The 24,815-nt window shown below is 57.8% G+C and carries 17 protein-coding genes and 3 pseudogenes; 7 read left to right on the top strand and 13 right to left on the bottom strand.

All coding sequences use genetic code 11. The features are described from left to right. Window positions 1–843 precede the first annotated feature (843 nt). Window positions 844–1,509, bottom strand: a complete 666-nt coding sequence (locus tag GGD65_RS40400; protein WP_312017747.1) for a transposase — start codon at window positions 1,507–1,509, stop codon at window positions 844–846. A 671-nt stretch (window positions 1,510–2,180) separates the two neighbouring features. Between GGD65_RS40400 and GGD65_RS30610 the strand changes: the two genes are divergently transcribed. From GGD65_RS30610 to GGD65_RS40395, 3 genes and pseudogenes are all read left to right on the top strand, one after another. Beyond that, window positions 2,181–4,511 (top strand): hydantoinase/oxoprolinase family protein, encoded by a 2,331-nt coding sequence (locus GGD65_RS30610; protein WP_210317371.1) that lies wholly within the window; start codon window positions 2,181–2,183, stop codon window positions 4,509–4,511. Between the two features lie 5 nt (window positions 4,512–4,516). Beyond that, entirely contained in the window at window positions 4,517–6,349 is a 1,833-nt protein-coding gene (locus GGD65_RS30605) for a hydantoinase B/oxoprolinase family protein (protein ID WP_183237671.1), read from the top strand. A gap of 185 nt (window positions 6,350–6,534) precedes the next feature. Next, window positions 6,535–6,824 (top strand): annotated as a pseudogene (locus GGD65_RS40395) (IS5/IS1182 family transposase); the annotation flags it as partial. A gap of 231 nt (window positions 6,825–7,055) precedes the next feature. Here the strand turns inward: GGD65_RS40395 and GGD65_RS30600 are convergent. The 7 genes from GGD65_RS30600 to GGD65_RS30570 all read right to left on the bottom strand — a co-directional run bounded on the left by GGD65_RS30600 (window position 7,056) and on the right by GGD65_RS30570 (window position 15,155). Beyond that, window positions 7,056–8,195: a thiolase family protein gene (locus GGD65_RS30600; RefSeq protein WP_183237670.1), complete on the bottom strand. Its 1,140-nt coding sequence runs from the start codon at window positions 8,193–8,195 to the stop codon at window positions 7,056–7,058. An 18-nt stretch (window positions 8,196–8,213) separates the two neighbouring features. Further along, window positions 8,214–8,648: a Zn-ribbon domain-containing OB-fold protein gene (locus tag GGD65_RS30595; protein ID WP_210317369.1), complete on the bottom strand. Its 435-nt coding sequence runs from the start codon at window positions 8,646–8,648 to the stop codon at window positions 8,214–8,216. 62 nt (window positions 8,649–8,710) lie between these two features. Continuing rightward, window positions 8,711–10,279, bottom strand: a complete 1,569-nt coding sequence (locus GGD65_RS30590; protein WP_183237669.1) for an AMP-binding protein — start codon at window positions 10,277–10,279, stop codon at window positions 8,711–8,713. A 754-nt stretch (window positions 10,280–11,033) separates the two neighbouring features. Then, window positions 11,034–12,569, bottom strand: coding sequence for a class I adenylate-forming enzyme family protein (locus GGD65_RS30585; RefSeq protein ID WP_312017746.1), 1,536 nt, complete (start codon window positions 12,567–12,569; stop codon window positions 11,034–11,036). 770 nt (window positions 12,570–13,339) lie between these two features. Next, entirely contained in the window at window positions 13,340–13,903 is a 564-nt protein-coding gene (locus tag GGD65_RS30580) for a LysR family transcriptional regulator (protein WP_183237668.1), read from the bottom strand. A 366-nt stretch (window positions 13,904–14,269) separates the two neighbouring features. Next, window positions 14,270–14,755, bottom strand: coding sequence for an NAD(P)/FAD-dependent oxidoreductase (locus GGD65_RS41195; protein WP_409362772.1), 486 nt, complete (start codon window positions 14,753–14,755; stop codon window positions 14,270–14,272). A 7-nt stretch (window positions 14,756–14,762) separates the two neighbouring features. Then, window positions 14,763–15,155 (bottom strand): FAD-dependent oxidoreductase, encoded by a 393-nt coding sequence (locus GGD65_RS30570; protein WP_183237666.1) that lies wholly within the window; start codon window positions 15,153–15,155, stop codon window positions 14,763–14,765. A 563-nt stretch (window positions 15,156–15,718) separates the two neighbouring features. Here GGD65_RS30570 and GGD65_RS40390 point away from each other — a divergent pair. The 3 genes and pseudogenes from GGD65_RS40390 to tnpC all read left to right on the top strand — a co-directional run. Continuing rightward, a pseudogene (locus GGD65_RS40390) lies at window positions 15,719–15,892 on the top strand (transposase); the annotation flags it as partial. A 163-nt stretch (window positions 15,893–16,055) separates the two neighbouring features. After that, a complete protein-coding gene (gene tnpB / locus GGD65_RS30560; protein ID WP_183237664.1) occupies window positions 16,056–16,418 on the top strand; it encodes an IS66 family insertion sequence element accessory protein TnpB in 363 nt (120 codons plus the stop codon). Between the two features lie 55 nt (window positions 16,419–16,473). Further along, a pseudogene (gene tnpC, locus GGD65_RS30555) lies at window positions 16,474–18,054 on the top strand (IS66 family transposase). Here the strand turns inward: tnpC and GGD65_RS41190 are convergent. The 5 genes from GGD65_RS41190 to GGD65_RS30530 form a co-directional block, all read right to left on the bottom strand. Next, window positions 18,034–18,249, bottom strand: a complete 216-nt coding sequence (locus GGD65_RS41190) for an enoyl-CoA hydratase-related protein (protein ID WP_409362765.1) — start codon at window positions 18,247–18,249, stop codon at window positions 18,034–18,036. The pseudogene tnpC and the gene GGD65_RS41190 sit on opposite strands and share 21 nt — an antisense overlap. A gap of 37 nt (window positions 18,250–18,286) precedes the next feature. Beyond that, the gene (locus GGD65_RS41185; protein WP_183237662.1) at window positions 18,287–18,427 is read right to left on the bottom strand and encodes an enoyl-CoA hydratase-related protein; all 141 of its coding nucleotides are present in this window, start codon (window positions 18,425–18,427) and stop codon (window positions 18,287–18,289) included. Beyond that, entirely contained in the window at window positions 18,411–18,713 is a 303-nt protein-coding gene (locus tag GGD65_RS30540) for an enoyl-CoA hydratase/isomerase family protein (protein ID WP_183237661.1), read from the bottom strand. Before GGD65_RS30540 ends, GGD65_RS41185 begins: the two co-directional genes overlap by 17 nt. A 1,129-nt stretch (window positions 18,714–19,842) precedes the next feature. After that, complete coding sequence (locus GGD65_RS30535) at window positions 19,843–21,273, bottom strand: aldehyde dehydrogenase family protein (protein ID WP_183237660.1); 1,431 nt, start codon at window positions 21,271–21,273, stop codon at window positions 19,843–19,845. A 549-nt stretch (window positions 21,274–21,822) separates the two neighbouring features. Beyond that, complete coding sequence (locus GGD65_RS30530; RefSeq protein WP_183237659.1) at window positions 21,823–23,328, bottom strand: porin; 1,506 nt, start codon at window positions 23,326–23,328, stop codon at window positions 21,823–21,825. Between the two features lie 844 nt (window positions 23,329–24,172). Between GGD65_RS30530 and GGD65_RS30525 the strand changes: the two genes are divergently transcribed. Beyond that, window positions 24,173–24,811 (top strand): LuxR family transcriptional regulator, encoded by a 639-nt coding sequence (locus GGD65_RS30525; protein WP_312017749.1) that lies wholly within the window; start codon window positions 24,173–24,175, stop codon window positions 24,809–24,811. The last annotated feature ends 4 nt before the right edge of the window (window positions 24,812–24,815 follow it).

Below are 24,815 nucleotides of genomic sequence, written 5' to 3'. Positions count from 1 at the left end.
GCACACGAACGGGAGTCCGCTGGATTGGACAGGTATCCGAATTCTGGGGTAATCGGCCCGTTCGTATGTTACTAATGCCACGCGAGATGGACCACGCACCCATCGATTGATTTTGGTAGTATTTCCCGCTTCGATGAGTTTCCTGCGATGATCGGGGATGCGGTTAAGTTTGTTCCACTGAACTGTGAAGCGTCTAGGTGCGGGCGCATCGCGGTTGACGTCGTGGCTTTCATGGCCTGGCCTCGTGTTACCGAGTGACCAGCAATTGCCGTGCCAGTCGCGGAAATCGACCCTCAAGCCTTCACTCGCCGGAGAAAATGGCTCACGCTGAACGGCAGCGCAGCCTGCGCTTTGAGGTATTGTGCTCTACTGTCACGTTCACGACAAATGCAGGTCGACCTGCACTCAAAGCGGCGCGATCTCCGGTACAAGCTCAAGGTCCGCGATATACCATAGCCGTCAGTTCGGGCTCGGTCGGTGGGAAGAGCATGGAGTAACGTCCGAGGGGGGGCGTACTCGTTCGTGCACTCGGACAGCTCCGCCTACGTCGTCATCAACATCGTCCTCCTCTATTTCACAAGGGTAGTAATACAACGGAAGCGGATCCGATGGTGCATTAGCTACGTTGTTGGGCACCAGACGCGTACTGTGGAGACCTACCGCGGCCGCTGCACTCAGTAGAGCCGGACTCGGCCGTCGTCTAACAATTTAACACCCGAGCTAATTCTCCCCATTAGCCAAGGCGGTTAAGCCGCGGCCGTAAAGAGGCTCCCCAGTCATTGAGTGGATCAATTTTCCGGACGCGCCAGCGTTTGAGATTGCAAACTTTGCGGGAGTGAGATCTCAAAACCATGCAACGCTTTCCGCATTGAACGAAGCCGTTGGCGCGGCATTTGAGGAACGGCTGTAACGGCCACCTCCCACCTGAGGGGGACCGAGGGTTTCAGGGAGGTTTTCAGATCGCCCAGGTGTGCCCTCACTGCAGACTTTTGATCGGCGAAATGGCTTTTTGCGTGGGACGCAACGATGATATCTCAAGGCGGCCATCAGCGAGGCGATGCCGATCGGCGTTCCCGATTGAACCGTCCTGCTGCTGCTCGTGACCACAGTATTCGCAAAGGCGAGTTTCGCGCTCTCCAGCTGCAGGATATCGACTCGGCAAACTGCGAGACCTTTGTCCAGCACCAAGGGTGACCATGAGGCGCAGCATTCAACCGCAGCAGCATGTGCAGCTGATTGATCTTGGTACGTCCGGAGATGATGCGCTCGAGAACATCGGTCAGTGGTGCCGCGGGTCGATGTCTTGTGGCTTTGCCGAGTTGATGAGCGAGGCGAGAATGGCCCAGTCTGGGCGCCGCCTTCACTGCCGCCGAACAAATAGTTCTTCTTTTCCGGGCGTATCGGCTTGATGCTGCGCTCGACCGTATTGCTGTCTATTTCAATGCGTCCGTCATCGATGAAGCGCGTCAGGCCGTCCGAATGGTTGAGGGTGTAGCGGATGGCTTGCACAGACTGGACTTCTTCGAGACTTCCTGCGGTCGCGCTCCGTAAAGCGAATGACAGTCGCCAGTCGTTTACGGCCGTTAGTCCTGATGCTCATCCATCGCGCGTAGGATCAAACAGCCGTGTGATCGACGCAAATGACGCGGCCGTGCAGACGTTGGTCTTGAGCTCCGGATATATAAACAATGCAATGGTTCGGTCGAGAGCTGTTGGGCTCCCTCTGAAGCAAGCTCAAGAAATTCTAGGATGAGACCGCCTTTGGTCCTTGGCCAATCTCGAGATCAAAAGAGTAGTACGGCATTCGATAAACTCAGCCCCTCTTGGGAGGAGCTCCCACTGCGGTATTCGCGAGCTAGCCCGGTGCTTCATATCCAGATAGCCTGCGATCGGTTGATTGCGTCGAAAGGAAAAGTTCTGTTCGTACCATACTAAGGAGGTCTTAATGCGTTACTATATCTGAGCGGGAACGCACGAAAGCAATGCCCTAACTGTCGATGTGCGGAGAGTAAGCCGATCGCAACACGATCATAGGGTGCCGACGGATTTTCCTGGACCAGGGGACTCTGCCGTGGGCGCGCCTCGTTTCCTCATGGCTTCTGTTCAAGAGAGTCTGTGCTGAAACTTTCAGGAATGACCTACTTGCTTGACGCTAATTTTTGGTGCATCATATTTCGTAAATGGCGCTTGCCGGGTTCTCGCGCGATGGCGCGAGCTTTTCGGGTGGCAGCATCAGTGCGGGTGCGGCTCTCATCGGGTCGCTGTTCATCATTTTTCTGTCGAATGGCATGAACCTCGTCCAGATCACCGGCCCCGTGCAGATGATCGTGCTCGGAGCAGTCGTGATTGCCGGCGTGCTCAGATCGCCTGCGGGCACGGCGGAAACTAACGCGCGGATCGCGCGGCAACTGCTATTGAACTGGAGGTTGCAACGTACCATGACTTACGTGATCACGATCGACACTGGAGGAACATTCACGGATGCCGTCGTCCAAGACGAAGCTGGCCGGCTTACTATCGGAAAGGCATTGACAACACCCAAGCGCGCCTTTGAGGGTATGTATGGCGCAATTTCCGCGGCAGCGCGTCTGCTCGATGTGACTCCTGAACACGTGATCCAACGTGCGAGCCGCCTGATTTTCGGAACGACCCGGGCCACTAACGCCATTGTGACGCGCTCGACCGCAAAGACCGCTCTGTTCGTGACCGAGGGCTTCCCGGACATCCTTTATCTCCGGGAGGGCGGCAAAAAGGACGCCCACGACTTTCGCACGCCCTTCCCCGAGCCTTACGTGTCGCGGCGCCTGACTTTCGAGATTAAAGAGAGGATCAACGCCGAAGGTGGTGTTGAGACCCTTCTCGACGAGGCTAGTGTGATCGCTGCCGCGCGTGAATTGGCGCGCCTGAGTGTTCAGGCCGTTGGGGTTTGCCTATTGTGGTCCATCGTCAACCCGGCGCACGAAGTGCGGGTCGCGCAACTACTGAAGGAGCACGCTCCGCAAGTTGCGGTGACGCTATCGCACGAGATCCTGCCGATTCCGCGGGAATATCGCCGTGCCTCGGCGACCGTACTCGACGCATCCCTCAAGCCTGTAATGCAGAAATTTCTGGAAGACATGGCAGCCGACCTCGAGCAGCTTGGCTTCTCAGGCGACCTGCTCGTTTCAACGACGGTGGGCGGGTGCATGGAAGTCACGGCGGCAGCGCGTAGACCCGTTCACCTCGCCAAATCCGGACCAGCCATGGTGCCGCTAGCAGCCCGGGAATATGCCGGCCGGGTCACTGCAAATGGTGATGTCATCATTTGCGACACGGGCGGCACTACTTTCGACGTCGGCCTGATTCGTGATGGGGAGGTCGTGCGCACGCGTGAGACCTGGCTTGGGCCGCGCTACACTGGAGAATTGCTCGCGCTATCGTCCGTGGACATTCGCAGCGTTGGAGCTGGAGGCGGCTCGATCGCATGGGTTGACGATGGGGGGCTATTGCGCGTCGGTCCGCAGAGCGCCGGATCGGTGCCTGGGCCGGCCTGTTATCCAGGCGGCGGCACTCTACCGACTGTGACTGACGCCGCTGTGGTTGCCGGCTACATCGATCCGGATCTTTTCCTGGGCGGCCGCATCACCCTCGATGCCGCCGCAGCGCGGGCTGCCATGGCAACAGTTGCCGACCGGCTCTCGCTTTCTGTGGAGGAGACGGCGCTCGCTATCCTGACTATCGCCGACGAGACCATGATCTCCGCTATCCAGGATATCACGGTCTCCGAAGGCGTCGATCCGCGGCAGAGCGTCTTCGTGGCCGGCGGTGGGGCCGCAGGGCTCAACATCGCTTCGGTGGCCCGGGCTCTCGGCTGCAAGACGGTGCTTCTGCCTCAGACTGCGAGCGCCCTGAGTGCCTGCGGCATGCAGTTTTCCGACGTGGTTGCGGAAGAGGCCGCGAGCGGCATCACGAGTTCGGACGCCTTCGATCAGACCATCGTCCGAGACGCATTGTCGCGAGCATATGCGGCACTCGAGAAGTTGCGGGCGGGATTGAAGATTGCCCGAGAGGCGGCGTGCAGCTTCGAAATCGCGGTGGATGCCCGCTATCGAGCGCAAATCTGGGAGCTCGAGGTTCCTCTTTCGGGCTTTCCCATCGGGGGCGAACTCGACGCGGCCGAGCTCGCGCAACGCTTCCATAAGGCCCATGAGCGCACGTTCGGCGTAGACGATCCTAATGGCATCGCCGAATTCCTGACCTGGAAAATAAGATTGCGTGTCGCCCTGCCGCGTCCAGCTGCAAAGCCGATTGCGAGCGAGGAGCGCAGCGCGCTGCTGAAGCGGAAGCGCGCCTATTTCCCCGGACAGGGGCTCGTCGACACGCCCTTTTACAATGGCCCGGCCCTCAGGCTGGACGAGGAAGTCGCGGGTCCTGCCATCATCCTTGAGCCCACGACCACCATCGTTGTGCCACCAAATGCGTCCGCGTGTCTGTCCCCCACCGGCAGCTATCTGTTGAAGCTGGAAAGGTAAATATTATGACCCAGCAGCCCATCCTGAGCCCCGCCGGCGGTCAGCCAACCAAGTCGATCCCGGTCATCTTTTCTGACCCGGTCCTGGCGGCGGTGCTCGCCAATCGGTTCGAGGCGATCGTTCGCGAGATGACCAATACGGTCTTACGTTCGGCGCGCTCGGTGATCGTAAGCAACGGACGTGACTTCTCTTGCGCGATTGTCAGTGGCGATGGCGAACTCGTCGCCGTCGCCGACGGACTGCCCGTGCACACCTTCAATTCGCACATGCAGGCGACAAATATCGCGCTTTTTCATGAGGATTTGGCTGAGGGCGACGCCTTCATCGACAACGACCCCTACACGGGCAACACCCATCCCGCCGATCAAACGGTCATGGTGCCGGTCTTCGTTGAAGGCGAACATCTCTTCACGGCTTGCGTCAAGGCTCACCAGGCCGACATCGGCAACAGTCTGCCTACGACCTACCATCCGTTTGCCAGGGACGTATACGAGGAAGGCGCCATCATCTTCCCCTGCATGCGGCTGCAACGAAACGGACGCACCATCGAGGATGTTGTGCGCTTGGGCATGCGCCGCATTCGTGTTCCAGAGCAATGGCGCGGCGATCTCCTTGCGACACTCGGAGCTGCGCGCATCGCTGAGCGGCGGCTGAAGGAGCTCTGTCGCGAGCATGGGACGGGGAGGATCAAGACTTTCATCAAGGAATGGCTCGACTATTCTGAACGCCTCATGGCTTCCCGAATCGCTGCCCTGCCGAAGGGCCGCATGGACGTGAGTTCGCACCACGACCCGCTGCCGGGATTTCTGCCCGATGGCATCGCGGTCAAAGCCCTTATAGAGGTCGATCCGGGCGCGTGTGAAATCACGGTTGACCTCCGCCACAACGACGACTGCGTCAAGGCGGGCTTCAATCAGACCGAAGCGACGGCCCGCAGCAGCGTCATGGCAGCAATTTATCATAGCTTGGGCGTCGGTCTGCCGCGAAACTCTGGCGCTTTCCGCCGCATCAAGGTCTTGTTGCGCGAGAATTCGGTCGTAGGCATTCCGCGCTTTCCGGCGAGTTGCTCGATCGCCACGACGAACGTCGCGGACCGCCTCGTGAACCTCGTGCAATCTGCACTTGCGGGATTGGGCGATGGGATAGGATTGGCCGAGGGCGGCTTGTGCTTAGGCGTCAACTGCGCCGTCATTTCCGGCACTGACTTCCGAAACGGCGGGCGTCCCTACATCAGCCAGATGACATTGGCGTCGAACGGGGGCCCAGCATCACCGTACACTGATGGTTGGGGAACTTACGGCATCCCAGCATCGTCGGGACTGACCTATCGGGACAGCGTCGAGATCAACGAGATAAAATTTCCCATGATCGTAGATCATCTGCGGCTTGTGCCAGGAAGCGGTGGGGCTGGCACCCAGCGAGGCGGACTGGCCTTAGAGACGCGCTACCGCGTGCGGGAGGGGACCATGACGGTCGTCACCAACTCCGATGGCCAGGTTTTCGCGCCGAAGGGCGTCTTTGGAGGCCAATCGGGCGCGCTTGGCGCTTCTTATGTGATCCATCACGAGGGCCGGGACGAGAAAATCCCTGGCTTTGGTGTGCAGGTTATCAGCAAGGGGCAAGCCATCTACGGTACGACTAACGGCGGAGGTGGGTTCGGCGATCCCGCCAAGCGAGATCCGGCCCTCGTTCTGCGCGACCTATCGGAGATGCGTGAGACTGCCGCGCGCGCCCGCGATGTATATCGGGTCGTCCTCACCGGATGCGCTACGGCGGGAACGCTCGCTGTTGACGAGATAGGCACCGCTAAACTCCGCTCCAGGCAGAATGGTCTCTAACGATTCCGTATTTAGGGCAATCATATTCAAGGCTTCTTTTTTGGAGACGGCGTTGGAGTGTGATGGATCGTTTTGGTGTTGAGCGACGCGGCCCGGAGCGAACGGCGCCGCTGCCGGCCCGACCACGAAGGCTCAACCAGGCCGGACAACCGGATGTCTGTGGAAGGCGCGCTTTGCATCGAAATGGCCGTTCGCGTCGCGGCGGAAGCACGAAGATGCATATTGGTCGTTGACGGTCTGGGATATCCTGTCCGGTTCACGCTCACGTCGAAATGGCGATGCGCAGGCCGCCGCATCAATTGAAGGACTGCCCCGCCGATGTCATCATCGCCGACACAGCCTATGACGCCGATCATTTTGCGCAAAAACATCGCCCCCCAAAGGCGATCGCCGTCATCCCCAACTAACCGGAACCCTCGCTCAAATATACGCTGCACAAGCGTCCGCTGCCCAGCGCTATTTCGTGGAATGCTGCTCTCGACTAGCTGTCATTGCTGATCTTCTCTTCTTTTGACAACCGCTTCAGCGCCAGCGAGTGCGACTAAACGCGAAGGTACGAGTAGTGCAATAGGCGTGACGCCTCGCGCTGGGCATTGATGAATTCAACATGCAAGCTATATGGGGCAAATCATCGACCTAGCTTCTCGTGATTAGACCGCGATGTTGACACACCGGCGTTAGTGGAAGCTGGCGCGGCAACGCCGCGCTACGGCTTTATCAACACGTGAGCATAGCAGACAGCTCCCAACCCAACCATGTGAGCCAAGCCAATCTTCGCGCCCTTATGCTGCCGGGCGCCGGCCCCGCCACGCAGCTGCATCGCGATCTCGCCGATCTGCCCGATGCCGGTCGGACCGAGCGGATGCCCCATAGCGATCAAGCCGCCTGAAGGACTGACGGCTATCTGGCCACCAATATCGAAGGCATGGTCCTTGAGCAGATGGATCGCGTGGCCCGGCTGACAAATTCCCATGGCCTCGATGTATTCCAGCTCCTCGACCGTGAATGCATCGTGGAGTTCCAGCACGTCTAGGTCTTTTGGCGTTAGACCGGCCTGTTGTAGCGCATCGGCGATGGTGGCTTGCGTGATCACTGCGTCAACGGTTGCATGCGGCCCAGGGCGTTCGCTGGATGCCGCTGACGCCGAAACCCGGACGACGCGCCGTGCATCAATACTAAGGCGCTTGATGGCATCTTCAGAGGCGATGATCACCGCAGCAGCACCTTCGCCAACAGGGCAGCACTGCAACGTCGTGAGCGTGCCGGACACTCGCTTTCCGGACAAAATCTCCTCAAGCGAGCGTTCCTGCTGTCGATGAGCGTTGGCATTTAACGACCCATTGCGATGATTCTTGACCGCCACCAAGGCAATGTCCTCTGGCTCAACTCCGTGCTTCTGCGCATATTCGTTCGTCAAAAGCGCGAAATGAGTAAAAGGAACGATGAAATCGTCCGCTAGACTGTCGATGCCAGTTTTGGGTCGCTGCGCAGGAGGCGGTTTGTCTACGCCGGCGGCTAAGGACAGGTCGGAGATACCCGCCGCTACCTCGATGCAAGCGTGCCGAAAAGCAGCAGAACCTGAGGCAGAAGCATTTTCGATATGCACGAGCGGGCGCCCCGTGTCGCCGAGATGCTTCAACATCGGCCGGCCCGATGCCATCCCGAGACGACCGGTGCCAATATAGGATGACTCAACGTCCGACCAGGCGATACGGGCATCCGTGAGAGCCTGTCGTATTGCTCCGAGCCCGAGCGTCACGTATGGCGTGTCGCTGAGCGGTTGATACCGGTGCCAGCCGATTCCGACTACATAAACAGGACGTAAGTCCTTAAGGAATTTCGCCATCTAAGTCTGGCTCTTTGATCAGCGGGCTGAGGTGAAACGCAGGTCGAAAACGGTCTTGGGGCCACCACCGAGTGGGACCAGCTTACTCACCATTCGTTGGCCACCTATCAGGGGCCCCTCATCGACATCGACAAGGAACGCGCGTATCGTCGGACCATCGTCAAGCTTAATCGAACCGATCATGAAGGGTGCCTGAGGCAATCCCATATTGGACGCGTTCGCAGGCGGATTGTGAATGTGCACCTTCGCTGACGCGATCAATGTGCCGCAACCGCTCAGGGCTAATGGCCTCAAAGCATGGCTACTCGCTCCGCATACCTCACAACCGTAAGCCTGAAAGGGGAAAAACACGTAGCCGCAGTGGGCGCATTTGCCGCCCTTGAGGGAAGGATAGTCTGGTGCAGACGTGGTGCCTCGCGGGCCGTATAGATCCGGTTTGAAAATCTCCATCATGCTCTTCGGCCCTCCAGCAATTGCGATGGGGACTAGTCGCGCAGATCGCTGTCGACCTGACATCATCCGTTTACCTGACGAGTAGCTCCCTCCCAGTAGGGCGCCCTGAGTGCTTTCTTGTCGATCTTGCCCAGACCGGTCAGCGGCAGGGCCTCCACGATGTCGACTGATTTCGGAGCCTGCACCGGGCCCTTCAACTTTTTCGTAAAGGCGATTAGCTCCTCCGAGGACACCGTCTCGCCAAGGCGGAGAACAACGATTGCCTTGACCGCCTCGCCCCATTTCTCATCAGGTATTCCGATGACTGCTGCCGTTGCGACTGCCGGGTGCGTTGTCAGGGCATTCTCGACTTCTTTTGGATAGATGTTTACTCCGCCCGAGATGATCATATCCTTCTTGCGATCCACGATGAAAAAGTAACCCTGCTCATCCTGGTAGGCTAGATCACCTGTATGGAGCCAACCGCCACGCAGAGTTTCCTCAGTCAACTCGGGCTTCTTCCAGTAACCTGACATGACCAACGGTCCACGTACGCAGATTTCGCCGATTTGTCCTTTAACCACCGGTCGACAGTTATCATCCAGCAACTTGACCCGGATGCCAGGATAAGGTGTACCGACCGACTCTAGGCGCTTTTCTTCTCCCGTTAGATGATCTTCTTGGCTAAGGATCAGTACAGTTGAAGGCGCTTCGGTCTGCGCATAGCCTTGGATGAATACCGGACCGAAGACCCGGAGCGCTTCACGAAGTCTGACCGGCGAGATTGGGGCCGCTCCGTAGAGAATACGGCGCATGCTCTTCAGCTTGGCACTCGAGATGCCCGGATGGTCCAGCAAGGCATATATCATGGTGGGCACAGCCATCATCCTCGTGATGCTCTCCTGCTCGATGACGCGGATGACCTCGCTTGGATCGAATTTCTTCTGCAGAAAAGTGCAACCGCCCTTCAGAAGGGTGGGCAGAATGATCGACCCGCCCCCGTGCGACATGGGCGTTGCACAGAGATAATTGAGGTTCCTCTCCCAAGGCTGTCCCGCCATATAATTGAGCGCACAACTGGCGAGCGATCGGCTCGAGGCCATGACTCCTTTGGGTAAACCGGTTGTACCGCCGGTATAGGCCAGACGGATGATATCTTCCGGTGCCACATCGGTCATCAGCGGCAGTTTTGACTTGATCTGGTCGGTCCAAAATGGGCCGATTTCGTGGTTACCGGTCTGATGGGACTTAACTTCGATTTTGCCTCCGATAGTCTTCTTAATCTCGAGGCCGTTGCGGATATGCTCGTCATCGACAATAACGAGGGTCGCATCGGAATCTTTAACAGCGTAGATATGATCATTGATGCTTGAGGTGGCCTGAAGTGTAACGGACTTGCATCCGCCAATGTAACAGGCAGCCGTAACCGCAAAGATTTCGGTAGCATTGCTTGCGATCTGCGCGACGGCGTCGCCCTTTCGGATTCCGAGCGCTTGGAGCACGGCCACTGCTCTTCCGATCAAGACCTCTAGTTCACCATAGGTAACGGTCCGGCCCGCTTCCTTGAAGGCAATCCGGTCCTTGAATTTTTGAAGCGCAATAATGATGAGCTCGCCGATCGTCGGTGCTTGATAAAGCTGCTGGTCAATCATTCTTCACGTGACCTCCCCGGCTTTTTCGAGACTTAGCGAAGTTAATAGCTACACTGAGTTTCGCACATCTACGCGTCATGCATTTTGACCGGCCGCTCGAAAGCAGTACACCTTCCTTAAGCCTAAATGCTGACCAATGACGGGAATCTCTTGAGGGGGGAAGCCCAAGGTTAGCAAACGGGCCCCCTGCTCGGTTATTACAAAGGTGTCCTCGAACTCATATGTCGCTCCCGAAGCGATACCGGTGACGCGTGTTCGCAGCCACACTAACTCCAACGCGCGCCGCTCGGACCCGCCCCAATATTTGATGCATCAAATATAGACGAGACTGATGGAAATGGCAACATACTCAAATCGATTTTTTTTTAAAGCTGCATCCAACGCATAAACTGAGAGCTCTTCGCCTCGACGGGCACGCGCGATTGATCGAGCTGCTTGCTCTCCCAAACGTGTTCTCATTTTCGGCGATACGTATGAGCAACCTCCCCAGGATTCGCGTCAAGCGCAACGAACTCAGAACTGCTTACGATCGGTCGGGCGAGGACGATCCGATCAAGCCTGATTCATGCTGCCAGGCTGAAGGCTCAAGCACAGCTCGATTGGACCCGCCGGAATGCGATCGAAAGCTGAACTGCTCCATGTAGCGAATTGAGTCACACGCGGGAGCGGGGTAAACGAATCACTTAATGCCAGCGCTTCTGCTCGGCATCGTAGGTAACGGCAAGCGGTTCGCTCGCGGCTACCAACTCTCGTTTCAGAACTTTGTTGCTGGTCGTCGTCTGGGAAGCGCTTCAATGAAAGCAACGTAACGGGGCACTTTGAAAACGGCAAGACGAGCGCGTGCATGCTCTAGAATGCGCTCCGCGGGCGAATCCTTGGGCGAACGCCCTTCCTTAAGCTGCACGTATACCTTGACCTCCTCGCCGCGTTTGGCATCTCGAACGGGGACAGCAGCCACATCTTCGATCTCGGCAATCTCGCGGATGACGGCTTCGACCTCGCGCGCAGCAATGTTCTCCCCGGAGCGTCGAATCACATCCTTCGTGCGGCCCACCAGCCAGTAAAAGCCGAATTCGTCGCGGCGCATCATATCGCCGGTCTTAAACCACTCCCCTGAGAACGATTCAGCATTCGCCTCCGGTCGATTCCAATACCCCTTGAACATCCCACGACCGCTTGCCCACAGCTCGCCAACCTCACCGACCGGAGTGGGAGTACCGTCATCGCTAACCAGCCGCAGCGCCCGAAACGGCGCGCGCATTCCGATCGAACCACATTGGTCCACGTGGTCGAAATCGGCGGGGACGATAGTGCACCATCCGATTTCCATGGTCCCGTACATGTTCTGGCCACGGGCGCCAAACCTGCCACGGAAACGCTCTATCGAGCCGCGACTCCAACCGCTGCAGCATCGGATTAGCTTCACGCACGTCGACGCGTCATCGGCGGCGGGCTGTCGCGTTACAAACTCGAGAAACGCGCACCATTCGATATGGTACCTCTTCAGCCAACCGATAAATTGCGACGAGCTCATCTGTGGAGCCAAGTACAGCGTGCCGCCTTGTCGATACGACCTCAGAAGCTGCCCTTGCGTCTCCCCGTAGAAGAAAGGAGACCAAGACAGAAAACGGGTGCACGGCTGATACTGCGTCGCGCTCGAGCCGTAGGAGCCGACGCCCCAATAATCGTGCGTCAACATGCATCCCTTCGGGAAGCCTGTCGTCCCACAGGTGTATGCGACATTGAGCAAGTCATCGGGGCGTACATCCTTGTCCACCGGTGAGTCTTGGATACCCTTGAGCAGGTCATCGAGGGTCGTAGCTGCGAACTTCGCAGAAGTTCCAACAACAATCGTTTGCCCCTTCGCGAGGTTTCGCGGCCACGGGTCCATCGCGGAGAACACAGGCCATGCCGATTCATCAACAATCGCGAATTTAGCCTGCGTGTCGCTCAGAACATATTCGATCTCCCTGTGGGTGTAGCGCATGTTCACCGGAACGAGCACCGCACCTAGTTTTGCGAGGGCGAACCAAAGAAGTGGGAATTGAATGTGATTGGGAAGCATCACCCCAATGCGATCACCTTTGCGCACGCCGAAGGAACATAGTGCATGGGCGTATTTGTTGGACCAGCGATCCATCTCGGAGTACGTCGCCCGCTCGTTACGATCGAAGATGTCGATAGCGGTGACAGAGCCGTACGTTCGCGCTTGCGTCGAGACGAGCTGCCCCACTGTGAGAGTTTTACACGCTGCCTCCAACGCATCGATCCAGCACTGCGCATCGGCCACTCGTTGCTGTAGCAGATCTCGCGCCGGTTCTCGGGGGGCATCTATGGAACCTCTGGTAAGTGGGTAAAATCAACCGCGCACCAAGTATATCTCGGTGACAATCGGAGTTCGCCGGCTTATCCTTCTGAAGCGCAGTCCGTTTTCGGCAAGCCAGACGTAGGAATATTGAGCAGTCCTTTCACTTGATACCAATACCAATTTGACGAAATACAATACCGAACCGGAATTGGTTGCCACCCAGGCCAAGACAGCCGTGTAACTTGCTCATATGAGGCAAGTGTGGGGATACATTCGTCTCGACGGTTTTGAAGTCTTTCGTAAGCTGGCTTTCACGACCGCTTAATCAGCAACATTCGATGCACGGGCGGCTTCACTAGGCATTTTCGGCTGCCCCCGCCCGGCGGCCCTTGTGTCTTCTGAGTTCGCGGTGAGCTGTGGCCGGGCGCGGCATCAGGATCCAGTTTTCGTGTTGCTGCAGAGAAGAAAATATCACATTGACAGCCGCGCGAGCTACTCCAACGCACTCATCTGATCTGCAGACTACTGATGTCCACCAATGGAGTGGCGAGCCTTCGAGAGGTCTCCAGATAAATTCTGTCGACGCGGCTTCACCGGGTCGCTTCGCAAATTGTTCCGTCGCGATCGCCACTGCAGATTCTGTCCTAAGAAAGACTTTTGTCATCCTGGCGCTATACAGAATACGATGGGGGACGTAACCACCGGCACGGCAAAGCTTGAGAATTTCATCGAAGGCCAGGGTTGAAATGACGCTAAAATTGTACCAGCGGATACGGACTCAAGTCGCTAAGGTGCACTTTATCAACAGTTGCAAGTGGACGCTCAGCAGCGATGATGACGCCAAGAGGCTGCCCTACCCAAAGCCCCTGTTTTTTGAACGGGTAACGGAAAACACCGACGTCTATGCCACCAGCCGCTAACAGACGAAGTTGCTCCGCCGTGTTCGCCTCAATAAGATGTAATTCTAGCTGCTCTTGTTTTAGGCGGCTTACGATTGCCGACAGAACTCCTCGGGACGTTTCGGAGGGAAGTGCGATCTGAATGCGCCGTGATTGGCTCGGCGACAGCGACCGAGCTACCCGCAGCGCAGCATCGAATGCTTGCACAGCAGCGCGCGCCTGCGGTAAGAAAGCCTCACCCGCTGTGGTTAGTTCAACCTTCTTGTTAGTTCGGTCAAACAGCTTGACGCCCAGCGCTCCTTCCAAATCGGCAATCCGTTTCGAAAGAGGCGGCTGGCTCATATTTAAGTCGCGAGCGGCTCCCGCGAAGCTAAGTTCGGCAACGGCCACAAAATAACGGAAGTGTCTGACATCCATCTTTTGACTATAGAACTACAACAATCTGCCATCAAGTTGCCCGAGACTAACTGAGTCGGCCACCGTCTGCTCACGGCAAGTGCAGACCTCCGCCAAAGCCAGCAGAGCGCTGGCAAGAAATTCGGCGTGGCGAGATCAACATCCAGCGTCATCGATCCGATCGCCCGAGGTTGCGATAGCGCGCGACACGAAGCTGGCACGGACCGCCGCAGCGTCAAATCCAACAACGTGTGTGTCTTCTAACTTGAAAACGCTCTGAACTGAGTTGGCGCGAATAGCTAGACCCCTTGCCCATCACGAGGTCGGCAAGGATTCTGGCCGTGACGGCGCTCGCGGTAAGTCCTCCGTGGCCGTGCCCAGTGACCACTATATACGAGGCTGGTCAGGAACCTGCTCAACCACCGGCAGCGAGTCGGGTGTTGCAGCGCGTTCCCCACTCCAAATGCGGCAACCGGGTCGGGGACTAAGCATCGGCAGCAGTTTGGGTGCTCGATCCAGTGCAGATGAGAGTAACCGCGGTCTGGATCTTAAACCCGGCAAGCCAAAGTGGCTCAAGCCGGCTATCCGTGCTCCTCGTTCGCTCGGCGCGAGGACGACACCCAGGTTCGGCAGACTAAGTGGCCTGCTGATAAATTCAGGCTCGACATCCAGTTCAAGGTGGTAACCTCGCTCAGCGATAAGCGGGATTCTGTGACCGCACTGCGCGAGCATTTGGTTCGCGTGGGCGCCGGTCGCGATAATCACTGTCTCGGGCAAGTAGGTGTCGCGAGAACTCCTGACCGTCAGCTTGCCATTTGCCTTACATTCCAAATTGTGGACGCGTTCGCAGCGAAACAGACCACCACGCTGCATGAACACTTCAGCGAGCCTGAGCACGAATGCCGCCGGCTTTTTCGACGAAGGTAGCAGCTTTCGTTACCCCGCGAACAACCGGCTCCATCTGAACGATATCTGCCTCAGAAACCATCCGGACAGCCGCGCCGAAAGAGGTTCGAATCGCGTTCAAGCGAATTGCTGCTTGCGCTTCGCGCTCCGAGAAATGGAGAATGAGGTAGCCACGCCTTTTGGTTGGCGGGAGTTCAGACCCCAGTAGCAGCTCGTACGAGCGAAGTGCATCGCGGCCCAATTCATGAAGCAACCATGTATTTCGCTCCACCGTGTCGTATCGAGTAGCCCTGCCGTACTCGATAGCCCAAGGCAGGATTTGTGGAGCCGAAGCCCAATCGAGAGCCGCCGGTGAACTCGCTTTCAACAGCTGCGCCGGAACCCTCGTCCGGTGGTCAGGCCGAGAGCACACTAGATGTGCGCAACCAGCTCGCTGATAATACGTCCAGAAGCTGGCTCGTAGCGCCGGTTCGTACGCCCGACTACCGCTCCGCGCCAACATGATCCAAGTGCCGAAAAGTATGTCCACACTTACCTCCGTCTCCCGAGCCTCACACCTAACGTAAGCGAAATTGCCCGGCGGCGCACCTGTTTGAACGTACTTTGAGCGTATTCCTTCTTGCTATGACATGCTCAGCAGATTGTTGCTGCCCTGAACGACGCTGCCGCTGGTCGCAGAGCCTGCGTCCAACAGTTGTGGCTCGATTGCCTGTTGATCGTGAGAACCATCACCCCCTGATGCACCTCGGAAAGAAGATCCTCCGGATTGTGAGCAAACGTCTGATCTTCTGTCATGGCATTGACTCAAAGGTAAGCGGCAAAGAGATCCCATCTGGCGGAGTGGGTGAACGATCTGCTATCGGCTGCGGGGTCTGTGAGCCGATGTGAGCTTCTATGTCTGCGCCTAGTTCTGAAACTAGAACCTTCCATATGATCGAAGCGGTCGCCGAGCGTCTTGAGGGAGCGCCGCGGCAGCTTCGCCGACGCTGGTCGGACGAGTTCAAGGCGCAAGTTGCGGCAGAGGCGCTTGAGCCCGGCGCGAGCGTATCGGCGATTGCCCGCCGGATCGGCATTCACCCGTCGCAGCTGTTCGCCTGGCGCCGTGATGCGCGGGCCGAACGAACTTACCCCTCGCAGCTTTCGAGTTGCGAAGCCGCGATGGCGTGCATGTCAGTGATCGAGATTGCCATTGGCGAGTGGTCGTGCGCGCCGGCCGGCATCTCGACGAGGCGCATTTGCAGCGGGTGATCCGGGCGGTCCGATCGGCATGATCCCCTCTGGTGTGAAGGTGTTCCTCGCCAGCCATCCGGTCGACTTCCGCAAGGGTATCGATGGCCTTGTTACGCTGGTGCGCGATGCCGGCTCAGATCCGTTCGATGGGGCGCTTTACGCGTTCCGGGCCAAAAGAGCCGACAGAATCAAGATCGTGTGGCGGGATGGCTCCGGCGTGTGCCTCTATTTAAAGCGTCTCGAGCAGGCGAAGTTCTGCTGGCCGCGGATCGGGCATCATCGGGTGCAGCTGAATCCGGCGCAGTTGATGGCGCTCGTGGACGGGATGGATTGGAAGCGGGTCCGGACTATGGCGTTAAGCCGCCGGAGATTGTTGGGTAAAAGCACTGCGGCGAAGTGAATCAATGGCCTGAAAGGACGAGAGAACTGGAGCAAAATGTGCTCTGGTCGGGTCAATGTCGCCGCCCGATCTCCGCCTCCCGAATGACGTAGAGATGAAGGCCATGGTGCTTGCCATGGCCGGGAAGGCGGCCCGTGTCGATGCTCTGGAGAGCGAGGTCGACGATCTCAAAGCCCGCAACGCCGATGCCGATGCGCGCATCGAGCGGCTGAAACAGATCCTGAAGACCTTCGACCGCGCCCGGTTCGGCCGACGATCGGAGAAGCTCGGCTCGGCGAACGGCGACGATGAACAGCAGGCCTTTGTCTTCGAGGAGATCGAGTCCGGCATCGCTGCGATCAAGGCTCAGGTCAGCAAGGGGCATGCCCAAACGGATGGCAAGCGTGCACCGCGCCGGCGCAAGGGCTTTGCGCCCCATCTGGAACGGATCGAGATTGTCATTGAGCCGGAAGCGTTGGCTGAGCATGCCGGCAAGCAGAAGGTGCTGATCGGCGAGGACGTATCGGAGCGTCTGGATGTGGGGCCCGCCAAGTTCCGTGTGATCGTCACGCGCCGTCCCAAGTATGCCTTCACGCGGACGGCGTGATCCAGGCGCCGGCCCCAGCCCACATCATCGAGGTGGCATTCCGACCGAAGCCCTTCTGGCCCAGATCGCCGTCTCCAAGTACGCCGATGGCCAGCCGCTCTACCGGCAAGAGGCCATCTACGCGCGCGACCAAGTCGAACTTGATCGCCAGCTGATGGCGCAATGGATGGGCAAGCTCGGCTTCGAGCTTGAGATCGTGGCCGACTACATCTTCAGCGAGGTCAAGAAGGCGGATCGGATCTTTGCCGACGAAACCACCTTGCCGACCCTCGCTCCAGGCTCCGGATCGACGAAGACGGCCTACTTATGAGCCTATGCCCGAGATGACCGAACCTTTGGCCGCAGCGGTCCGCCGATGGTGGCGTATCGCTTCGAAGATAGCCGCGCCGGCGAATGCGCGGCCCGGCATCTCAATGGTTATCGCGGCATCCTGCAGGTTGATGGATACGCCGCCTATAACAAGTTGGCGCGCCCCGATCGCGGCAATGATGGCATCACGTTGGCCGGCTGCTGGTCACACAGCAGGCGCAAGTTCTACGAGCTGTTTGCAGGAAGCTCGAAAGTGGCAACGACGACGGTCGAACGGATGGCAAAGCTCTGGCAAGTCGAGAAGACCGTGCGAGGCCAAAGCCCCGGTGCACGCGTTGCTGCGCGCCAACAAGCCTCCGCAGCGGTCGTCGCAGATCTCTTCGATCTCTGGCAGCAGACCTTGCGGCGGATCTCCGGTAAATCAAAGCTGGCCGAGGCAATCCGCTACGCCGTCTCGCGCCGCCCCCTTTTCGAACGCTTCCTCACCGACGGCCGCATTGAGCTCGACTCCAACATCGTCGAGCGCGCCATCAGACCACAGACAATTACAAGAAAGAATAGCCTCTTCGCGGGCAGCGACGGCGGCGGACGAACCTGGGCGACCATCGCAACACTGCTGCAGACGGCGAAATGAACAACGTCGATCCGTTCGACTGGCTCAGCCTAACGCTGCAGCGTAACGCCAACTGCTGGTCGAGCAGCGAAATCGACGCGCTTATGCTATGGAACCACGCCGCCTGACGGCCGCAGCTTGCCCTTACGCCTGTACGCCAGGCGAGGCTGCTTCGCTAGGCGGCGAGCGGCGTCCAACGCAGCATCGTGCACGTTCGACTGCTCCACGATCTTATTGACGAAACCAGGTTGCTTAGCTTCGGCGGCATTCATGAGACGACCCTGCAACGCAAGTTCAACGCACGGCTGCCGATCCGTTCCCACATCAGCCAGGTGCCAAACACACTCGGGAGCCCCGCACTCACCTCCGTTGGCCCAATTTCACTTTTGGATGAGCAACGACGTAATCACAGAACTGCGCGATCTGGAAGCCGGACCCCGCTGCGATTCCATTTAAGGCCGCTACGAGCGGTTGCTGAATTGTCTTACGGCGTCGTAGCACGCGATAAGAAGTTCAAACCGACGTCCATCCTTCCGCCGTCAGGGAATTCCTCAATTTCCGAGAGGTCCTGGCCGGCGCAGAACGCCTTGTTTCCTGCGCCTGTGAGGATGACCGCCTCTACATTAGCGTCATGATCGGCGGCGAGCAGCAGCCGCCTGAGTTCCTCACGCGTTGCATTAGTCCATGAGTCATGGCTCTTCTGTCGGTTGATCGTCAGGACTAATACGCGCCCGTGCATCTCCGACAGCAGATCTTCGGGTCGGTGGGCAAACTTCTGGCCTGTCATTCTCACTCCTTAAACCAATCCGCGCCGGCTTCACGCCGGCTCTCTCCGCGTCTCATGCGCCTTCTAGGTCAATGACGGTCTCTCTTTTCTTGATCCGTTGCGATGGACCACGCTGCAGTTCGTCGACGAATTGGACCACGCGCGGCACCTATAGAAGGTCAGCCGCTCCTTCACTGCGGCATTGATCAGGCGCTCGATTTTCCAATCCGAGACGTTCTCGCCATGACGACGCAGCATCCCTTGAAGAACTTCGTGCATTTTCGGCGACTAGCGCGTCGCGCGGCTAATACCATTTTGGAGAGGATCAATACCGAACTGGAATTGTCGGGCGCCGGCGTTACGCGGTTGGTTTAGGTCTTTGGCTTCGGACGACCCAACAAAGCAGCGCCAACCAATCTAGCCTAATGCGTGCATCATAGTTGGACACCAGGGTAGACAGATCGGTGATAGTCGACGAGCACTGGCGCTCGGCAAGGAGATCGGGATGAATCTTTGGCCGGCTCTCGACAATCAGGTGAAATCAATTCGAAAGGCGTGCGCTGTTGCCTTGCGCCGCCGCCGCCTTCTGCGCCCATCGGTCGCTCGGCACTCGAAGGAGGGTTTGCGCAGCTACAGGCCAAGGCCCCCAAGCGCATTGGAAGGCTTTGCCGAGAAGATCGCGATTTCCGTTATGTGAGTCAGCACATAGAGGGTCTTAGCACACGAGCCTCTCCGCAGAGGCCTGCTACTCCTAGCTTGGCACAATATCCGTGCCTTAGTTAGCTTGGCAAGCAGAGGAGCCATCTCATCCCCATGAGGAGCACCATACTTAGGCCCAGAGCTTCTCGTAAGTGCCGTTCTCGATCAAAATACCGAGTTGCCTACTGAATGCGTCACGAAAAGCGACGTCGTCCTTGCGAAACATGGGGGCCGAGGCGGCCAATAGTGATTGTTTGTCAACCACTACTTCGACGCCCGCCTTCGCCGAGGCCCATTCGACTGCTGACGAACGCCCAGATCGCAAAGCGATATGCGTCTCACAAAATCCACAGACCTCGTAAGCCCGGCTAAGAAGCTGACAAGGCTTGGCCATCAGCGACGGAGCGATCAGTCTCTGATGGTGAAATGTCGCTCCGTTCGCAAATACGGCTTAGGCTGCGTTAACGCCTGCGACGGCCTTCACTTCGAGAAATTCCTCCAGACCGTATTTGCCCCATTCGCGGCCATTGCCAGACTGTTTGTAGCCGCCGAAAGGTGCGGTAAGATCGTTCGGCACCCCTTGCAGGTTAATGTTGCCCGCACGGATTCGCCGCGCCACATTGCACGCACGCTCGACCGTGCCAGCCGATACATAACCCGCGAGGCCATAAGGAGTGTCGTTAGCGATATTGATGGCGTCCACTTCATCTTTGGCACCAATGATTGTGAGTACGGGCCCAAAGACCTCCTCCCTCGCGATCGTCATGTCGTTGGTAACCTCGGCGAAGATGGTTGGACGGACAAAGAACCCCTTGTTGACGCCCTCGGGCAGGCCCGGACCGCCGGCAACTAGTGTCGCCCCTTCGTCGATGCCCTTCTGGATCAGGGCCTGGATTTTCTCCCACTGATTGCGGCTCACGACTGGCCCGATGGTGGTGCCCTCAGCCCGGGGATCGCCGACCTTAGTCTTGTCGGCGACAGCCTTCGCGATTGCAGCGACCTCCTTCATCTTCGACAGTGGCACGATCATTCGCGATGGCGCATTACAGGTCTGGCCTGAATTGCTGAACATATTCACTACACCACCGGCAACCGCCTTGTAGAGATCGGCGTCATCGAGGATGATGTTCGGTGATTTGCCACCGAGCTCCTGGCTAACGCGCTTCACTGTTGGTGCTGCACGCGTGGCGACATCGATACCCGCGCGCGTCGATCCAGTGAACGAAACCATGTCAATATCGGGGTGCTCGCTGATTGCGGCGCCAACCTCGGGTCCAAGGCCATTAATCAGGTTGAATACGCCTTTAGGCACGCCCGCCTCGTGCAGGATCTCCGTCAGGATCAGCGCACAGGTCGGCGTGAACTCTGACGGCTTCAGAATCATGGTGCAGCCGGCCGCAAGCGCCGGCGCGACCTTGCAGGTGATCTGGTTTATCGGCCAGTTCCATGGCGTGATCATGCCAACTACGCCGACCGGTTCGCGCAACACCGCGGTAGCGCCCATCGCCTCCTCGAAGTTGTAGTCCTTCAGCACGTTCAATGTGCTCACAAACTGGACGAGCCCGACACCGGCCTGCAGTTCCTCCGCAAACGGCAGCGGGGCGCCCATTTCGTCAGAAATCGCCGCACCAATCTCCTTCGCGCGACGCTTGTAACGCTCGATTATCTCTGCGAGCAGCGCGAGACGCTCGTTCTTCCCGGTCTGGGAATAGGCCTGGAAGGCGTGCTTCGCGGCGGCGACGGCCTTCTCGACATCGGCCTTAGAGCCGAGCGCAACGTCGTACATCGCCTCTTCGGTCGCTGGGTTGACAACAGGTCTGGAGCTTTTGAACACCGGATCGACCCACGACCCGTCGATGTAGAATTGCATGCGGTTGACCATCGAAGACCTCGTAGACCAAATGCTTCTGGTGGGGGAATTACTACACCAAATCTGGAATATGTTGCAACATATGGCGGCTATTTTTTTGGTTCGATAAACCAACCCTAGCTGACGACTACTTGGACCGTCGCGCATTCGCGAATCTACGCAGGAGTAGCTCGCTAACTTACAGACTTGATCGGCGGCGCAGAGCAAAGCGCTCCTTGCGCCATACAGCACAATGTGCAGTTCGCAAATTTCGTCAGCCGCCCAGATTGAACCGGCATAATGGCGATGCCTTCGGTTTCGTGCATAAAACCACTAGCGCAAACGCGGCGTCGCTATGAGGAAGTAAACTGTGAATGATAGATCTAGGACCGCGACGATAGAACAGTAGCCGAGGGCGGTTCCGCGATCTCACCCGATGAGGCCGTGTAGCCGCAACAGCGGCAGACCAGCAAGTGGGTTAGAATTCTAAAAGGCCCCCGGCGGGCATGCCGGAGGCCTTCTGGAGGTTAACCCTAGTTTTTCAGAGCCCTTCCTTTTCTCCTTCCACTAGTTAACAGAGACTCACCAAGTGCGCTGGGCCCGCAGCAGCAAGCTCAACGTGTTCTGGTCCTTCAGCTCGTAGGTGGCGCCGGGCTTGGCGATTCCTGCCTGCACCGGCAACACCACAGTGCTTCCCGCCGCGTACTTCTGGTCGAGCACGGTGTAAGTCAGATCGGCGGAGAAGGTCAGATTCTTGACCGGAGTCCAGCGCGTGATCGTACCAACAACCGCGTAGTTGAAGTCAGGGTTGCAGCCGCCAATTCCGCTAGAGAGCGCTAGGCTCGCGACGAAGGCACCGCACATATAGCCCTTGGCAGTGTTGTTGTACCGCACAGCACCCCATCCACCGTAGAGCGAGGTGCTCCAGTGGGGATCCCAGTTGTGGTTATAGGCACCGTTGAAGCCATAGGTCGTGGTCAGCTCCTGGCCAGCATCAGTCACAAATACGGAGTCGGAGACACCAGCCAAGCCGACGCTCTGGTAAGCACTCGCCAAGCCTGTGCCGCCGTACATCGCGAAAGCGGTCGAAGCATACGGCTGGAAGTTGTAACGGCTTGCACCTTTCGTATAAACGCCTTGGACGTTGATCGTGTCACCCGCACCAGTCGGGATGTTCTTGACCGACAAAGCCAGCTGGCCAGCCCAGCCCCACTTGTCTCCGGGATGACCCGTGAGCTCGGTGGCGCCGTAGTAAGCAGCGTGGTTGTCGTGCGCGGCCACCGATGCCTGGAAGAGTCCCCAAGCCTGGTCAACACGAAGCATTGCGACGAGGTCCGGAGCCCGCGAACCACCAATGTCATTGGCACCGTACGCGCCCGTGGCAAGCCCCGCTGCGGTCGCGCTGCTCACGTTCCAGATATTGGTCGTGCCGCGACTAACTTGATCCTCAGCCGAGAAAGATGCCGAGATGCCCTGACCGAAGTCCGCGGTATACGCGAACTGATTCACGGGCTCCCAACCGCCGCCACCCGGCAGACCGTCGAAGTTATTCCCCGGATAGTTGCTCCAGGGGGCGGAGAACTGGGACTGCGCTCTACCAAACGTGAAACCGGCGAATTGGATGAACGCGTACATGACGCTGAGCGAACCACCCGCAAGGAAGTCACCAGCGTAGGCGGTACCGCCAGCTCCGGTACCGCTATAGCTCCCGCCGGTCCAGGTGAAGTCCATTTGGGAGAAGGTGCGGACCACTCCGTATTCGGTCGCAGTGCGCGTGTCGAAGGTCAGATCCTGTCGAGAACGCCAAGTGTAATAGTTACTCAGGCGATTGTTAGCCCCGCCCACGCCATTCACTCGCCCTGACGCGTAAACCCCATTGGTGTTGAACGCCGTCTCAGCGCGCAGATACCCCCCGAGCCTAATGCACGTATCGGTCCCTGGAATATAGTAGAACCCAGCACCATAGAGTGAGCAGATCTTCACGTATTCGACCGCCTTGGCCTTAACAGGGAGATCGGCGGCCCGCGCTCCGCCCAGGGCGATTAGACCCGCGGCCGAACCGAGCAAAAGGCTCTTAGCCATGTTCATAAAAGTCCTCCAAATAGTGTCACCCTCAAAAGTGGCCAATCAACCCCAAACGAGACCTGCCACCTTCGCCCCCAATCATTCTCGACCTGCAGGGCCTTGCTGAAACGTCGACCGATCGCATTATGCAGTGACGTCGCGGTGCGGAGCATTCCGCCGCTCGCATGATGACCTTGACAGATTGCGTTCGTTGTCGGCGCGCAAACTTTGTACGGACCGAACCAACGCACACGCCCACTCCGTTAGCGTGTTCTAATCGCGTCACAACAGTACATTTCGCACTGCCGCAGCTCTTATCGTCCGGTTCGTACGCGGCATCCTCAATGTGACGAGGTGCAACCGACGACTCGCTGTCAATAACGCTGGACGCTTAGTTTCCAGGCTTTCTGACACCTGCTGATCAGACATCGCATGACTTGAAAGCTGGACTGAAAGAGCAAAGAGGACATTAACGGAAAGGCGGCTTAAGATTATGCGTCACCAGATCAACAGTACGAGGAAAAAAAAGGAGAGTTAACGCTCGGTACTTCCCGTCGGGTATTTCACCGCTTGGAGTGATGAACAACAACAGTCGTCGCCAGCTCGAAATTGAACCAGAATGACGACCATAGGCAATCCGGAACGACGCCTTGTTCATGTTGCACAAGTTTCTCTGGTAACTCTCGCGACCAATCATACGAATATATCCATTAGCCGATTGTCACGTTCGAGGCGACTTTTCACCACGTGAACGCCTATGACGACGAACAATGATCAGCCAGAGGCGGAGCAGCATGCAAGGGTGGCAAATACCCGATAATCCGACCGAGTGCGCTCATCCAAGATATATCGCACTATTTAAGAATCCATCGATCGACTGAACGAAACCACAGACCAACACACACTTAAGAATACTCATGAACCGAATGGTGCTCCCAAACTCATATCGACATATCTCCCATCGTGGACAGCGCACTATCTGCGGCGCCACTATGAGCGTTTTGATCCGGTCGTTAGTCAGGCGATACGCCACGCTCAACCGTTTCGCTGGGGTCTCGAATTCGGAACGCGGTTTCGGGCCGAGATAGAGCGCGAGCTGTTTGAAGAAGCCGCTAGGTTTGGCATCCGGTGCGGATTTACGATTCCAATACACGACAAGGGTGCAATTGCGGCCGTGACCTTTCCCACGGACCGGCGGCGAATTGAATTCGAGCAAGCGACAAGGACTCACGCCCCGATCTTGCGAGTCATCGCGATGTACTTCCACGCCCATGCCAAGCTAGCCGCACAGTCGGAGCGAATGGTTGGCGGCGTCTTGCTCTCTTCGCGCGAGCTGGAATGTCTTGAATGGTCTTCTCAAGGTAAGTCCTTCAGTGACATCGGGATAATTCTCGACATCGCCCGGAGAACCGTCGCCTTTCACCTGGATAATGCTCGGGCAAAACTTGGGGTTAGCTCAATTCGTCAAGCCGTCGCGTTGCTGTCTAAATCAAAAGTCCGAAAATAGTCGA

It is taken from the genome of Bradyrhizobium sp. CIR18, assembly GCF_014198295.1.
Lineage (GTDB): Bacteria > Pseudomonadota > Alphaproteobacteria > Rhizobiales > Xanthobacteraceae > Bradyrhizobium.
The sequence above is the reverse complement of the archived record's forward strand: the minus strand, read 5'-3'. Positions and strand labels throughout refer to the sequence as shown.